The following is a 15089-nucleotide window of genomic DNA, read 5'->3' on the forward strand; positions in this document are numbered from 1 at the left end:
ACCATTGACATAGTCTTCTGATTTAAGTATTGTATTCGAGTATGTTTATAATCAGGAGGTTTATATGAGCAATCAAACTACTACACATCATGTGAAAATGACAACAGCGGATCCATCTGGAATTGGTCTATTTGGATTAGCGATGGTAACACTTGTAGCATCATCTCAAAAGTTAGGTTTAACAGATGGCGTTTCACTTGTATTACCGTGGGCAATCTTTTTAGGAGGATTTGCACAAATCTTTGCTTGCATTCATGATGCAAAGCATAACAATACATTCGGTACAACAGCATTCGGTGCGTACGGTCTATTTTGGCTAGGTGTTGGAATGACTTGGTTAATTCAACTTGGAGTATTTGGCGAAAAATTAGCACAAGCTGCAGATTCAAAACAGCTTGGTGTAGCCTTTATCGGATATTTGATTTTCACAATCTTTATGACAATTGGTGCAATGGAAACACATAAAGTATTATTTATGATTTTCGTCCTTATTGATTTCTTATTTATCGGTCTTTCATTAAGTACTTTAGGTGTTATGCCGCATGCAATGCATAATTTAGCAGCATATTCTGAACTTCTTATTTCGTTATTATCTTTCTACGGTTCAGCAGCAGCAGTGTTAAATACACACTTCGGAAAAGTTGTTTTACCAGTAGGAAAGCCTTTTGGTATTTTTAAAAAATAATAAAAAAGCACAGATGATTGTATAGTCATCTGTGCTTTTTTATTTATTCCGCTCTTTGTGGGCTGTCTGAAAAAGCCTGATTGGTGAGGACTCATTAAACTTTCACTTTATCCCGCTATTTGCCGGGCAGTAAGACCCCCCGCCTCGAAATTCAGCGGAAACAAAGAAGTTAGGTGGGGGATGAATACCCTCACTTTATTTGAAATAAGTAATGTGAAATGTAAATAAAAGTAGAAAAAATCAATTGAAATTGATTCTCATTATTAATATAATGAGAATGAGAATCATTTATCGTTAGAGGGGGATGCCAAAGTGGCAAAAATTTTAATAGCTTATGCAAGTATGTCAGGAAATACAGAGAGTATTGCTGATTTAATTAAAGTTAGTTTAGATGCTTTTGATCATGAAGTAGTATTGCAAGAAATGGAAGGCATGGATGCTGAAGAATTATTAGCTTATGATGGAATCATTTTAGGATCTTATACGTGGGGCGATGGTGAATTACCATTTGAAGCGGAAGATTTTCATGATGACTTAGAAAATATAGATTTAGCTGGGAAAAAGGTAGCGGTATTCGGATCGGGTGATACGGCGTATGAACTGTTTTGTGAAGCGGTAACGATATTTGAAGAACGTCTTGTGGAACGCGGTGCAGAGCTTGTACAAGAAGGGCTGAAAATTGAATTAGCTCCAGAAGATGAAGAGGATGTTGAAAAATGCAGTAATTTTGCAATTGCATTTGCTGAGAAGTTCTAAGAATGGGAGTGTCAACGTGGAGACAATGTTAAGTGCAACTGCTATTACAAAGTTAAGAGATGGAAAACTGTTGTTAGCTACTACATATAATGGCTTATTTGTTGAACAAGACGGAGAATGGAAACGAATTTTAAATGGTTTTCAAAAACGAATTAGGGATTTACATAGCGAAGATAATGTAGTTTATGGTGTAGGTGACGAAGGGATTTTTATTCGCAGTATGAATGGTGGAGAGAACTGGACAATTCAGCGTTTTCCAACAAAAGCAACGAGTTGGAATGTATGTAGCACTGTACAAGGAACTGTTGTTGCTCATGGAGAAAAAACGCTGTATCTTTCTCATAATTTCGGTTTGACATGGGAAACTATTCATCCGTTTCTTGAGTATGGCAGTGCGGCACCGTCTATTCGATCATTATTTTTATATAAACATTACTTATTTATTGGTACGAAAATACATGCTAAATATGGTGGTGTTTGGCTCTTTGATTTGAAGACACGTAAATTAAAGAGGATTAAAATTGCGATGAATCAAATGATCTCCGCGTTGACTTTACACAATTCTTATTTAGTAGCGGCAAGTGGATCGTGCAAGGGAGTTAGCGGGAATATTTCTTATTGTAAAATAGATGAAAGTATTGCAAGTGAAAAAATATATTGGCATACATGTCAAAGTGAGCAGAAAGCAAGTAGTTATTTAGACTTAAGTGTAGATCAACATGTTTTATATACAACTTCAACACAAAATAAGGCGGGGATTAGTAGTGTGTGCCGTGTGCTTCTTGAAGAAGGTATTGTTACAGTATGTGATTCAGTTAAAGGGCACGGATGGCGCATTGTTAATCAAAAAGATGGTTATGTAGTAGCCGGATCAGGTGAATTAAAAGCAATGCAGTGGGAACAAAAAATAATTTAAGAAAAAAAACTTTACTTTTATTATATTGATATGATATAGTATATTTAAACCATTTTACTTTTAATAATATAGAGATTTAAATGAGCTGTAACTTCCGAGGAGGATAGCAATGTTAAATCTCCTCAGGGGTTGCAGTTTTTTAATATCTGGCTTATTATTGTAAGGTGGTTGAAAATGAATATGTACATATAGGTACATTGTAGGAGGATTTTTTTCATGCAAAACGGTAAAGTAAAATGGTTTAACTCAGAAAAAGGTTTCGGTTTCATCGAAGTTGAAGGCGGAGAAGACGTATTCGTTCATTTCTCAGCTATCCAAGGCGAAGGCTTCAAAACTTTAGAAGAAGGTCAAGAAGTTACTTTCGAAGTAGAACAAGGTAACCGTGGACCTCAAGCTACTAACGTAAACAAGAAGTAATTTTTGAAAAAAGAAGGGCTCGCCCTTCTTTTTTTTTGCATTTTTATAGATGTCCTCCTACTTACATATCATAACAAGACTGAATTTTCATTCATTTATTCGGAGTATTTTTGTATAAAGTACATGAATAAATAAATACTGAAAATAAAGTGTTTGTGTGAAAAGGAATTTAGAAAGAGGTAAATAAATTGAAAAACGCTACACATTTCATTGTGTTTGATATTGAAAGGAATTTCAGACCGTATAAATCAGAAGATCCATCAGAAATAGTTGATATCGGAGCTGTAAAAATAGAAATAGGTACAATGAAGATAATTGAAGAATTTTCGGAGTTAGTAAAACCAAGTGCACGATTAACTCGTCATACAACAAAATTAACCGGTATTACGAAAAAAGATTTAATGGGTGTAGAAAAATTCCCTCAAATTATAGAGAAATTTATTCAGTTCATCGGCGAAGGTTCTATATTTGTTTCATGGGGAAAAGAAGATTATCGCTTTCTATCTCATGATTGTACATTATATGGTGTTGAATGCCCAAGTATAGAAAAAGAAAATAGAATTGATTTGCAAAAATTTGTTTTCCAAGCATATGAGGAATTGTTTGAACATACGCCAAGTTTACAATTTGCGGTAGAACAGCTCGCTTTAACGTGGGAAGGAAAACAGCACCGTGCTTTAGCAGATGCTGAAAATACAGCAAATATACTTCTTAAAGTATATAGCGAGAGAGATATTAATAAGCGATACAAAAGACATGGTGAACTTGAACTTGTAAAAAACGGAAAACTAACAGAAAAAGCGAAAAAAAAGATGCGAAAATGGGTGTTTAAAGAACTAAAGAAAAATACAGAACGCCCTTTTGAATGGAGTACATTTGAAAGTGGTGACACATGGGAAAGTATAACGGAAAGATATTATATAAGTGAAAATACAGTAGAACTCCTGAAAAAACATTTTCGTACAGCAGTGAGAAAAGCGGAACGGCAGATTAGGTATTTGGCTGAGATGGAGGAGAATACAGAGGTTAAATGAATTTCTCCTCCACCTCTAACTACATACATGTAATAACAGCGTATTGATATTAAATAGGCATCAATTTGTTGTTGTGATTGTGCATTATAATTGTTTTGGGATTGTTAAGACGTAATAAGCGTTTTAAACCGTATTAATAAAATAAAAATATATATAAAGAAAAGAGTGTAGTTTAATGGAAACAATCTTTAACATTTTAACTGTTTTAGTTTTTGGGATAATATTTACCACACAATTAGCATTAACTACACTTTCTTTCATAGTAAAGAAGAATTGGAAAAAACTTAATATCTCTTTAAGTTGTGGTGTATTAAAGTTTAAAATAGAAGAGTAAGATTGAGTTTTGTACAAGGGAGGTGTGATAGTGGTAGACTTGGATATTAAAGATGTCACAGTAAAGATGGAATTAAACGGTGTCTTTTGGAATGAGGATCGGATTGCTGAAATGAAGGTGACTACAAAAGAAGAGCATTCTGTTATTCTTCGTCTAGTAGTTGATTTAGAAAGTAAAACTATTAGGGCGACGAGTGCGGAAATAGTGAATGGATTCTGCCCTCTGTGCAAACAGAAAAGGGACGAATGTAGTGAACTTAATGACTTGCAAAACAAAATGGAAATTTTAGAAGAAGCCTACGATTGGGTGAGAGAACATCCGGAATATCGTTTTCAATTATCTTTTTACGAGTACAATAAATTTGAGGTAGTAAAGTGAAATTTGCATCTTAACAACTTATAGAAGGACTTGGTCAACTAGAAATATTGAAGTAGATATTTCTAATGGAAATAAGCTTGTATAACAAGGAAGGGATGTATTTGATTCTGCAACAAATGTCATCGTGCATCAAAAAAATTTGAAAATAAACATGTTTTATTATAAAGCAGAAAAATCGATTCTTAGTAGAATCGGTTTTTAATATAAACAAAAGAGCGCTTATTAAAAGCGCCCAGTAACAACAGTTATATGGAAGTATTTATCCCGTAAAAGCCCGATTGGTGAGGGTTAATAATTAGTGGGGGATGAACAAAACCCCACTGATTAAAGTTTCACTTTATTCAATACCGCTCGGATCAAACGAATACTGCTGCTTATTCTCAATCCGCTCAATCACATCTTGCAGCTCATCTGGCTTCAGAAACTCAATAGGAGAGAAGCCTTTTTCAAATGTAAGTGTGTCTGCTTCAATCATAAGTACATATCGATCATTTACCTTCGCAATATGTATTTGATCCCCGAAATCAGCAAGCAGGGCCTTCACAGAGATATGATCTGCTTTTAGTTTTAATTCGACTTCAGGAGCATGCTCGACGATTTGAGCAGTTGCTTCCATTACTTCTTCGGTTGAAAATTGTTCCATAATTTCGCGTTTCGGACTGGCAGCCCATACTTCCATCGCTTGGTCGAATTGTTCGCGTTCTTCCGTACCTTCTTCAAATACATCTTCAATTTGGTCGTATACCATGTCCATTACTTGTGTTTTCATAATTTCAGGCATAGAGCGTTCGTATTCGACGAATTTTAAGAAGTCTTCAAAGTAGCGGGCATGTGATGCTTGGTGTATTTTTAGTTCGCCTACTTCAACCATACCTTCTTCAGGCATGTACGGATATTGGATAGATTTCATATTCTTTGTTGTGATGGCCATTTCAACGTTACGAATCAGTGTTGATTCATCAGAAATAGAAGCAACCTTTGGTTCAAAGTCGCATTTCATTACGAATACGAAGGGATCATCAAAGTATTTGCGTAGTTTTGCCTGAGCAATTAAAAATACACCACCACGTACAGCGCTTGTGTCAAGATATGTATAAACGAGAGGTTCGCTCATATCTTTAAAGTTTTCTTTTGTTTCTGCAAAGCGAATACGATTAAAAAGGTTGTAATGAGGGTTTGAATCAAGTTCGTGCCCTTCTTCTACAATAAAGCGACCAATTTTTGTTGGGGCTTGTTCTGTTTTTGCATGACGTTCTACTTTTCGCTTCGATATTTTTAATAACTCACCATTCAAAAATTCTTTTAAGGAACTATCTTCATATTCTTCAGCGTCTAAAGTTTGAAAATGTTTGTAGCGTTTATCAACTGCTTCACCTTTTCCTTCTACTTGTACAACATAAAAGGAAAGATAATTTATTTCAAAATCCATATTTATCACCTTGTTTCATTTCATTAACTCTTATCAGTATAGAGATGGAAAAAACTTTCGTCAATTTATATAAGGAAGGGGAAGCCCCTTCCTTATATAATCTTTATTTTCTCGATTAAAATCCGTCTTCTAATGCTGCGAATGGAATGTTTAGTCTGTTTTCTACTGTGCGTAAACGTTGGTTTAAGCGGTTTAGTCTACGTGTATGGCGCTCAACTGTATTTTCTAGTTGACGAACTCTTTGTTCAAGCTCATTTACGCGTCTTTCTAATTGACGATTTCCAGTGCCAGGAAAAGAGATTGGAAGTTGGAATTGTCTATTTTGGTCATATGGATTCGTGTGCTCTGCTTGATCTATATAAGATTGATATTGTGTTTGTAAGTCATACTGTGGTTGTTGGTACGCATATTGATTATATGGATCATATGGATTGTAGGGATACATAATAACATCCTCCATTTCTTTAAAATAGGTTGAATTCACCATAATGTATGTGCAAAAGCGGAGTGGTGGCACGGCAAATACCTATTTATGTTGACGGGATTTCTCTTTATCCCGCTATTTGCTGGGCAATAAGACCCCCATGTCAAAATTCAGCAGAAACAAAGAAGGTCGGGATGCCCGTAAAACCCCCACTGATTACAGTTTCACTTTATAAAAAATAGCTTGAGGGTTTTTGATTTGTATTTCTTTTGCTTAATGGTATATACTGGATAAAAGAGAGAGTTTACATAAAAGTTACAATTCTATCAAACTCAAACTTTTATGTAAATATGTATAGACATTTATAAAAGAAAAGAGTAATTTATATAGAGTGAAAAATAACTTGTAACATTTTATAAACATATTGTAAAATGATTGTAACAAAACATACATAAAAATGAAATAAATACATAATAGTGATGTTGGGGAAAGGGAGAGAGTATATTGTTCCGTAAAGTAAAGGGTATATTGGTTGGGGTGTTATGTGTAGCTATAATGAGTGGCTGTGGTGCAAAAGTAAGTGATGTTGCATTGGTAAGTGATATTGGTGGGCATACTGTAGAGGCTAAAGCAGAAGTGCAGGATACTATTAGTTTAGTTGATGGTCGAACTGGTACTGAAGTGAAAAAATTAGATTTATCTAGTTTAGGCTATTTTGAAGATGAAGCGAAATTTAAAAAGTCTGTAACAAAGGTTGTTGGTGAGGTTGGAAAAAGCGTCGACAAAAAAATGGTTCCTTCACGTATAGCACCTGATGGAAGTTGGCAAGAAGGAAAACCTTCTTATGAATTAATGGAAAAAGAATTAGTAGATAAATTGTTAAATGTTGGTATGTGGGATGCTACGTATCAGTTGCCGATTGTGGAGAAAAAACCAGTCGCAACATTAAGTGATGCGCAAGGAAATGGTACGGTAATTGGTAGATATGAAACGAACTTAGGTGGTTCAACAGGTGGCCGTATTGAGAATATTCGTTTGTCAGCAGCGAGCATAAATGGAGTTGTGTTAGCAAAAGGAGACCGTTTCTCTTTTAATTCATTAATCGGTGATACAACACCAGATAAAGGATATCAATTAGGGAAAGAAATAGTAGATGGTAAATTAGTAGATGGATATGGCGGTGGTGTTTGTCAAACATCTTCAACTTTATACAATGCAGCAGATCAAGCTGGCCTGAAAATGGTGGAGAGAACTACACATTCTAAAACGGTAGGTTATGTTCCACAAGGAAGAGATGCTACAATTGCATATCCATATTTAGATTTAGTATTTGAAAATACGAATGATGCACCTGTGAAGCTTTATATGGGCATTCAGGGTGGAAAGCTAGTTGCTGAAGTACATAAAATGAGATAAGAGTTAAAATGCCACCTTTTCTAAAAGTTAGAAAAGGTGGCATTTTTATTATGAAAATAAAAATGCATGTGAATTCTGACTTTTCTTATTTACATAGGATGATTTTAGTTGTATCCTTCATAGTAACGGTTATATGTAATGGGAAAATATAGGGATAAGGAGATGAAGTTATTCATGGTAAAAATTCATCCGAAAACACGTATTGGTCATGTTGAATTTAAAGTGAAAGATTTAGAGCGTCAAATTGCTTTTTATGAGAATGTTGTAGGATTAGAGGTAATTAAGCAAGAGGGGAATAAAGCATATTTATCTGGAAAAGGTGGAAAGAACGCGTTACTTGTTCTTGAAAGGTTAGAGGACGGGGTACTGCAAGAACCGCGTACGACTGGTATATATCATGTAGCCTTTTTAGTTCCGACTCGTGAAGCTTTTGCTTCTGCGCTATTTGGGGTTCTTCGTAATAAAAATGTAATTGACAGCCCGGATGAGCAAGAAGGGCGTTATACATATTCAAATGAAATTTTACCAATTTCAAGGTTTAATAGTGCAAGTGATCATACATATAGCGAAGCTTTTTATTTGCAAGATTTAGAGGGGAATGGTATTGAAATTTATGCAGACCGTCCGCGTGATCAATGGGGAGAAGGGCCAGGAGGAAGTACACCACTTGATTTAAAAGAATTGGCAACACTTGTTGATTATGAGTTTGATGGTTTGCCTGCTAATACTGTCGTTGGGCACGTACATTTACGAATAGCTGATGTAGAGAAATCACATGAATTTTATGTGGAAACAGTAGGTTTTGAAGTACAACAGCGTGAAGAGGATTGCTTATTTATTTCAGCAGGGGGATATCATCACCATATTGGTGCAAATACGTGGAACGGAGTAAACAATCCACACCCACCAGTACATGCAACTGGGCTAAAGGTGTATACGATTGTACTACCATATAAAGAGGCGTTAGATGAAGTGAAAGAAAGATTAATAGAAAAACAACATGAAATAAATGAAACTACAAATGGGTTTGTGGTGGTAGATCCAAGTGGTATTACAGTGCAATTTGAAATAGAAGCAGTGTAAAATAAGCGAGAAAGTGTATAATCACTTTCTCGCTTATTTGTGATCATTCATAGCTCAATCCAATATCTTCTTACTACATTCCCATCTTCCTCAGTGAAATCATGATCACGAAGCCCGCCGTTATGTAAAATCGTTTTTTCAGAAGCGGTATTCACTGCGTCGCAAACGACAAGTACTTTCGTGATGTCTAATTCCTTCGTTTTTTCTAATGATAATGCTAGTAATTTCGTAGCATAACCTTTTCTTCTTTCAGAAGGGCGAATGCCATAACCGATATGACCGCCAGCGTTAAATAGATGTTCAGTTAAACTATGACGTATATTAACAGCTCCGACAATTCTATTATTATTTGTAACGAGCCAATATGTAGAATCTGGTACCCAAGTTTCAGGGATATTTATTCCGTTATGCGCATCGAGAAGTTCTTGAACCATAGCTGGGAAGTTAGCAGGATTTTTTGAGATAACCCACGGGATCATTGTTTCACCGCTATCTTTCCATTCGTTATAGAAATCTAAGTATTCTTCTTGTAAATCAGTAGTAGGTGTAAGTAACGAGACGTTCATTGTTAGTAAGCTCCTTTGTTTATGTAGTATTTATAAAAAATTATGATACAAAATGAAAGCGTTTTCTGAAGTTTCTCAACCTAATTTCATGTAATTCACCTTTTATTTTTTAGAAAATTAGTGAAGGTTTAAAATTAGAAGTTATTTATTTTATGTTAATATTTAAAATATTAACATAAAACGACCGGAGTATTAAGTGTATTTTAGTGGTATTCCTTCATGTTGATAAATGGATGTTTGTGATATTTTTTGTTTTATCTATCTATAATGAATGAAAGGGGGAAGTGCCCGTGAGTGTAGATTTTGATTTTATTATACGAATCGGTGTTGCTGGCTTGTTAGGAGCAATGATTGGTATTGAAAGAGAAATTCGATCGAAAGAAGCTGGATTAAAGACTCATTTCCTCGTAGCGGTAGGAAGTGCGTTAATAATGGTTGTTTCGAAATATGCCTTTTCAGATATTGTGTTTGAAGAGCATATGTCTCTAGACCCAAGTCGTATTGCAGCACAAGTCGTTAGTGGAGTTGGTTTTTTAGGTGCAGGCACAATTATTATTCAAAAGCAGGCGGTGAAAGGATTAACGACCGCGGCTGGTTTATGGGCTACTGCCGGTATAGGATTAGCAATTGGAGCGGGAATGTATGTAGTAGGCATTGGAGCGACGATTCTCGTTTTAATTGGTTTAGAAATTGTAAGTCGTATTTTTAAGGTGCAATTTTTATTTCCACAAAATATAACAGTGCAAATGTTTGTAAATAAACATGAAGCGATACAACAAATATTAGAAACACTACAAGTGAAAGGCATCCCAATACTCTCATATGAGGTGGAAGCTTCACAGCAAGGTACAGAAACTGTTTATAAGGTAGGAATGCAACTGAAAAATATATCGTCAGAAGAAAAGAATGAGTTTATTCAGCATATGCAAACATTACCGGAAGTTACGTTTATAAAGTTAAAATCATAGTGTTGAAAACGAGGATAGATGTAGCAGAAATTTTGCTATTATCTATCTTTTTTTGATATAAAATGCACGGAAAGTCAAGCGTTAATTTTACATGGAATGGGTACATGTGTGAACGTTACCTTATTTTTTCTCAATACAGGACAAAAAGTAAAAATAGTAAAATAATGGAGCGGGACACTAAAAATGTAAGGTAGGGGAGAGCATGAAAGGCTATTCAAAGAAAATGTTAGTAGGGGTAAGTTTTGCTAGTTTAATGTTAGGGAGTTTTCAAGGGGGAAGTTTGGCAGAAGATACTAAGGGAGAGCAAGTTTCTTATCGAAATGTGCTCAAAATGGAGCCAGTCGGTGTACAACTACCAGTACAAGAATTAGCTCATTCATCGAAAGTGCTCGAAAGCAAGTCTTTTGAGAAAAGGCTACAATTTGCCGATTTATCACAAAGACCACCTGAGGTGAAAAAAGAAAGTAAGCAATTAGCTGTAGCGAAAACTTATACAATTGCTGAATTAAATCAATTAAGCAATCAGCAGTTAGTAGATTTACTTGTAACAATTGATTGGGAGCAAATTACGGGGCTATTTCAGTTTAATACAGACAGTCTAGCATTCTATCAAAATGATAGTAGGATGCAGGCGATTATTGATAAATTGAAGCAGCAAGGACAAGCCTATACGAAGGATGATTCAAAAGGGATTGAGACATTAGTGGAGGTATTACGTTCAGGATTTTATTTAGGATTTTATAATTCGGAACTTAGTAAATTAAATGAACGGAGTTATCATGATAAATGCTTACCTGCATTAAAAGCGATAGCTAACAATTCAAATTTCAAGCTGGGTACATTAGAGCAAAATAGAGTGGTATCATCATACGGAAAGTTAATAGGAAACGCTTCGAGTGATGTGGAAACGATAACATCAGCTGCAAAGATTTTTAAACAATATAATGATAATTTTTCTACATTAGTAGATAATCTTTCAGCTGGAAATGCTATTTACGATATTATGCAAGGTGTTGATTACGATATTCAATCGTATTTGTACGATACGAGGAAAGCACCGAAAGATACAGTATGGTATCAGAAAATAGATAGTTATATTAATGAATTAAGTCGTTTTGCATTAATGGGAACGATTACAGCAAAAACCGGTTGGCTTATTAATAATGGCATTTATTATACAGGTAGACTCGGTACGTTCCATAGTACAGGAACGAAAGGGTTACAAGTTGTAACAGATGCGATGAAAATATATCCATATTTAGGGGAGCAATATTTCGTAGCTGCTGAGCAAATTGCAACGAATTATGGCGGGAAAGATGCAAATGGTAAAGTGGTGAATTTAGATCAAATAAGAGAAGATGGAAAGAAAAAATATTTGCCAAAAACGTATACGTTTGATGATGGGGCAATTGTTTTAAAAGCTGGAGATAAAGTGACAGAAGAAAAAGTAAAACGTTTATATTGGGCGGCAAAAGAAGTGAAGGCACAATTCCATCGTACGGTTGAAAGTGATCAACCTTTAGAAAAAGGAAATCCTGATGATGTATTAACGATGGTTATTTATAATAGCCCAGCGGAATATCAATTTAATCGTCAATTGTACGGATATGAAACGAATAACGGTGGTCTTTATATAGAAGGAACAGGTACGTTCTTTACTTATGAGCGTACGCCAGAAGAAAGTATTTATAGTTTAGAAGAATTATTCCGGCACGAGTTTACGCATTATTTACAAGGTAGATATGAAGTACCAGGGTTATGGGGACAAGGAAAAATATATGAAAATGAAAGATTATCTTGGTTTGAAGAAGGGAATGCTGAATTTTTTGCAGGGGCAACGAGAACGGATAATGTTGTACCGAGAAAGAGTATTATAGGAGGGTTATCTTCAAACCCAGCAGAGCGTTATACGGCAGAGCGAACGTTAAATGCAAAGTATGGAACGTGGGATTTCTATAATTATTCCTTTGCTTTACAATCGTATATGTACAATAAGAGATATGATATGTTTGATAAAATACATGATCTTATTAGGAAAAATGATGTAACAGCATATGATGCATATCGCTCTACATTAAGTAAAGATGCGAATTTAAATAAAGAATATCAAGACTATATGCAAATGTTAGTTGATAATCGTGAGAAATATAATGTGCCATTAGTATCAGACGATTATTTAGCGAATCATGCATCGAAGCCAGTTTCAGATATTGCAGCAGAAATAACAGCGGAAGCAAAATTGAAAAATGTATCAGTGAAGAAAAATAAATCACAGTTCTTTAATACATTCACACTACAAGGAACATATACAGGAACTGCAGCAAAAGGAGAATATGAAGATTGGAAAACAATTACACAAAACGTTAATGATACGTTAAAACGTTTAAGTGCAAAGGAATGGACAGGTTATAAAACAGTAACAGCATACTTCGTAAATTATCGCGTGAATGTATCAGGACAATTTGAATATGATGTTGTGTTCCATGGTATTAATACGGAAGAAGGGGCAGAGAATAAAGCACCAGTTGCGGTTATAAACGGTCCGTATAGTGGAAATGTAAATGAAGCAATTTCATTTACAAGCAACGGATCAAAAGATGAAGATGGGAAAATTATTTCATATAAATGGGAGTTTGGTGATGGAGCAGTAAGTAATGAGCAAAATCCAACTCACGTATATACAAAAGAAGGAACGTATACGGCTAAATTAACAGTAACAGACGATAAAGGAGCAACTAATACTGCTACAGCGACTGTAGCTGTTCAAAAGAAAGAAGATAACAGTGTAGAAAAAGAACCGAATAACTCATTCCAAACAGCAAACAAACTGCAGTTAAATCAAGTCTTACGTGCTAGTTTAGGAAATGGCGATACAAGTGATTTCTTTGAAATTAATGTGGAAACTGCTAAAAACCTTCAAATTAACGTAACGAATGAAAATAATATTGGAATGAACTGGGTACTTTATTCTGAAGCAGATTTAAATAATTATGTTACGTATGCTCAGCAACAAGGGAATAAATTAGTAGGTAGCTACTACACGTATCCAGGGAAGTATTATTTACATGTGTATCAGTATGGCGGGGGGACAGGGAATTATACGGTGGAAGTAAAGTAGTAAAAGGGGAGTTGTCTTTTTCAATGAATGGAAAAAGGTCTGTACTTTAATGAAAAAACAACTGCAGGAAATGTCACTAGTGATAATAACAAATTAAGTGTCGCGAGATATTATATTTACATTAAACAAATCTAATCAGTAAATGAGATAAAATCGATGAACTAGTATTTCATCACGATGTAAGAAAAGTTATAAATATTAAGTGCGTTTAATGTAGTTAAACTAAAGGATCAGAGTGTATCTGTAACAATAGATAAGCTCTGATCCTTATTATATTTAATTAACGCATATGAATTTAAGATAATTAATAAGTAAGCTAGCTAGCGGGATTCTTAAAATTCATTTATGTAATTAACTAAACAGAAAATTGTTATCACATTAGCAAGGGATACTAATAGAAAAGCGTGTCCCTTTACCTAATTCACTCTCTATTTCTATATCTCCGTTTAATTCTCTAATAATACTATAAGCAATCATAGTACCAAGCCCAGTTCCTTTTTCTGTTGTTGAATAGAATGGCAAAGCAATTCGTTTTATTTGTTGAGATGACATCCCAATTCCTGAATCAATAATATCAATTATGATATTTCCTTTTACTTTTTGTATATTTATTTGTAATAATCCACCATTTTTCATAGCCTCAATTCCGTTTTGGATGATGTTGTTTAGACAGAGTTTGAATTTTTCGGGGTCCCCATTTATATAAAAGGAATCTGTACTATTTTGTTTGATTTCAACTTTGTATGACAGAGCGAGTGGTGAAATAGTATCTTTCACCTGATTTAAAATGTGATTAATATCTATTTTCTCTTTTAGGGTGTTCTGTGGTTTGGTTAAAGATAAATAGTTATTAATAGTAGATTGTATTTGCTGCATTTCAATTAACATGATTTCTAAGTATTGCTCCTGAGATAGCTTAGAGGCATGTTTTTCATTTAATAATTGAGTGAATCCATGTACCGTGGTTAGTGGGTTGTGGATTTCGTGTGCAATTGACGCTGCTAGTTCGCTAGCTATATAAAATTTTTCAGCCCGTTGCAGTTTTTCTTTCATTTTATATTTCTCAATCATTTCCTCTATAAAATAAACTGATAATAATACTGTGAAAATATTAATGACTATATAATTTAATAAAAATTCTATGAGAGTAGAGTCTATTTTACCTCCTGTATTTATTTGAGTTACAATACCGCAAATAGAAAGTGAAGCTGTACATACTAAAATAAGAAGTAAGCTTAATAATATCTTTTTTTCTTTAAAATACATAGGTAATAAGTAACGAAAGAGCATTGTTATACCCAAAATAATAGTGAAGATAATAAATGATGGAAGAACGCCATTTCCGCCTAAGTAAAACCGGTAAGAAAGATATAAAATTCCTATAAAAACAAAGTTTTTTGTATTTCCATATAGAAAAACTAATATAATAGGAATAAAACGGAAATCATAAATAAATCCCACATGTAAATAAAAAGGAAAAGTCATACAAAAAATAATAGCAATGGAGGAAAGGATAGAAAATAACATATTATTACATGTTATTTTTTCTTTAAACTCTACCCAGA

14 protein-coding genes are annotated in these 15089 nt (G+C 34.4%); 10 read left to right on the plus strand and 4 right to left on the minus strand.

Annotation, left to right across the window (positions count from 1 at the left end; all coding sequences use genetic code 11):
* Positions 1–64: 64 nt before the first annotated feature.
* From DN404_RS22820 to DN404_RS22845, 6 genes are all read left to right on the plus strand, one after another.
* On the plus strand, positions 65–685 hold the full coding sequence (locus DN404_RS22820) for an acetate uptake transporter (protein WP_000070938.1): 621 nt from the start codon (positions 65–67) through the stop codon (positions 683–685).
* Between the two features lie 312 nt (positions 686–997).
* On the plus strand, positions 998–1441 hold the full coding sequence (locus DN404_RS22825; protein ID WP_001062752.1) for a flavodoxin: 444 nt from the start codon (positions 998–1000) through the stop codon (positions 1439–1441).
* A gap of 16 nt (positions 1442–1457) precedes the next feature.
* On the plus strand, positions 1458–2357 hold the full coding sequence (locus tag DN404_RS22830) for a WD40/YVTN/BNR-like repeat-containing protein (RefSeq protein WP_006922620.1): 900 nt from the start codon (positions 1458–1460) through the stop codon (positions 2355–2357).
* A 216-nt stretch (positions 2358–2573) separates the two neighbouring features.
* Positions 2574–2774: a cold shock-like protein CspB gene (gene cspB, locus DN404_RS22835; RefSeq protein ID WP_001179150.1), complete on the plus strand. Its 201-nt coding sequence runs from the start codon at positions 2574–2576 to the stop codon at positions 2772–2774.
* 188 nt (positions 2775–2962) lie between these two features.
* Positions 2963–3808 carry an exonuclease gene (locus DN404_RS22840; protein ID WP_000786417.1) on the plus strand — a complete coding sequence of 282 codons (846 nt, stop codon included), beginning with the start codon at positions 2963–2965 and terminating at the stop codon, positions 3806–3808.
* Positions 3809–4172: 364 nt separating this feature from the next.
* Positions 4173–4520, plus strand: a complete 348-nt coding sequence (locus DN404_RS22845; RefSeq protein WP_000227983.1) for a hypothetical protein — start codon at positions 4173–4175, stop codon at positions 4518–4520.
* Positions 4521–4857: 337 nt separating this feature from the next.
* Here the strand turns inward: DN404_RS22845 and DN404_RS22850 are convergent, their stop codons facing one another.
* Positions 4858–5949, minus strand: a complete 1092-nt coding sequence (locus DN404_RS22850) for a DUF3900 domain-containing protein (RefSeq protein ID WP_000345046.1) — start codon at positions 5947–5949, stop codon at positions 4858–4860.
* Between the two features lie 115 nt (positions 5950–6064).
* The gene (locus DN404_RS22855; protein WP_000283715.1) at positions 6065–6394 is read right to left on the minus strand and encodes a hypothetical protein; all 330 of its coding nucleotides are present in this window, start codon (positions 6392–6394) and stop codon (positions 6065–6067) included.
* A gap of 483 nt (positions 6395–6877) precedes the next feature.
* Between DN404_RS22855 and DN404_RS22860 the strand changes: the two genes are divergently transcribed.
* Entirely contained in the window at positions 6878–7789 is a 912-nt protein-coding gene (locus tag DN404_RS22860; RefSeq protein ID WP_000488973.1) for a VanW family protein, read from the plus strand.
* A gap of 138 nt (positions 7790–7927) precedes the next feature.
* Complete coding sequence (locus DN404_RS22865; protein ID WP_002024552.1) at positions 7928–8872, plus strand: VOC family protein; 945 nt, start codon at positions 7928–7930, stop codon at positions 8870–8872.
* A gap of 47 nt (positions 8873–8919) precedes the next feature.
* Here the strand turns inward: DN404_RS22865 and DN404_RS22870 are convergent, their stop codons facing one another.
* Positions 8920–9438 carry a GNAT family N-acetyltransferase gene (locus tag DN404_RS22870; RefSeq protein ID WP_001103123.1) on the minus strand — a complete coding sequence of 173 codons (519 nt, stop codon included), beginning with the start codon at positions 9436–9438 and terminating at the stop codon, positions 8920–8922.
* 290 nt (positions 9439–9728) lie between these two features.
* Between DN404_RS22870 and DN404_RS22875 the strand changes: the two genes are divergently transcribed.
* Both DN404_RS22875 and colA read left to right on the plus strand, forming a co-directional pair.
* Positions 9729–10406 carry an MgtC/SapB family protein gene (locus DN404_RS22875; protein ID WP_000109719.1) on the plus strand — a complete coding sequence of 226 codons (678 nt, stop codon included), beginning with the start codon at positions 9729–9731 and terminating at the stop codon, positions 10404–10406.
* Between the two features lie 202 nt (positions 10407–10608).
* Entirely contained in the window at positions 10609–13524 is a 2916-nt protein-coding gene (gene colA / locus DN404_RS22880) for a collagenase ColA (RefSeq protein WP_149215498.1), read from the plus strand.
* A 378-nt stretch (positions 13525–13902) separates the two neighbouring features.
* On the opposite strand, the gene DN404_RS22885 is transcribed toward colA, so the two are convergent.
* Positions 13903–15089 (minus strand): ATP-binding protein (locus DN404_RS22885; RefSeq protein ID WP_255445302.1); only part of this gene is annotated, 1187 nt, incomplete at its 5' end.

Source organism: Bacillus sp. TE8-1, from assembly GCF_008368855.1.
In the GTDB taxonomy this organism is placed as follows: domain Bacteria; phylum Bacillota; class Bacilli; order Bacillales; family Bacillaceae_G; genus Bacillus_A; species Bacillus_A cereus.

Excerpts from the sequence above, each read along its gene's own strand:
- colA (WP_149215498.1), top strand. The coding sequence starts at position 10,609 with ATGAAAGGCTATTCAAAGAAAATGTTAGTAGGGGTAAGTTTTGCTAGT.
- DN404_RS22865 (WP_002024552.1), top strand. The coding sequence starts at position 7,928 with ATGGGAAAATATAGGGATAAGGAGATGAAGTTATTCATGGTAAAAATT.
- cspB (WP_001179150.1), top strand. The coding sequence starts at position 2,574 with ATGCAAAACGGTAAAGTAAAATGGTTTAACTCAGAAAAAGGTTTCGGT.
- DN404_RS22850 (WP_000345046.1), bottom strand. The coding sequence starts at position 5,949 with ATGGATTTTGAAATAAATTATCTTTCCTTTTATGTTGTACAAGTAGAA.
- DN404_RS22870 (WP_001103123.1), bottom strand. The coding sequence starts at position 9,438 with ATGAACGTCTCGTTACTTACACCTACTACTGATTTACAAGAAGAATAC.
- DN404_RS22855 (WP_000283715.1), bottom strand. The coding sequence starts at position 6,394 with ATGTATCCCTACAATCCATATGATCCATATAATCAATATGCGTACCAA.
- DN404_RS22820 (WP_000070938.1), top strand. The coding sequence starts at position 65 with ATGAGCAATCAAACTACTACACATCATGTGAAAATGACAACAGCGGAT.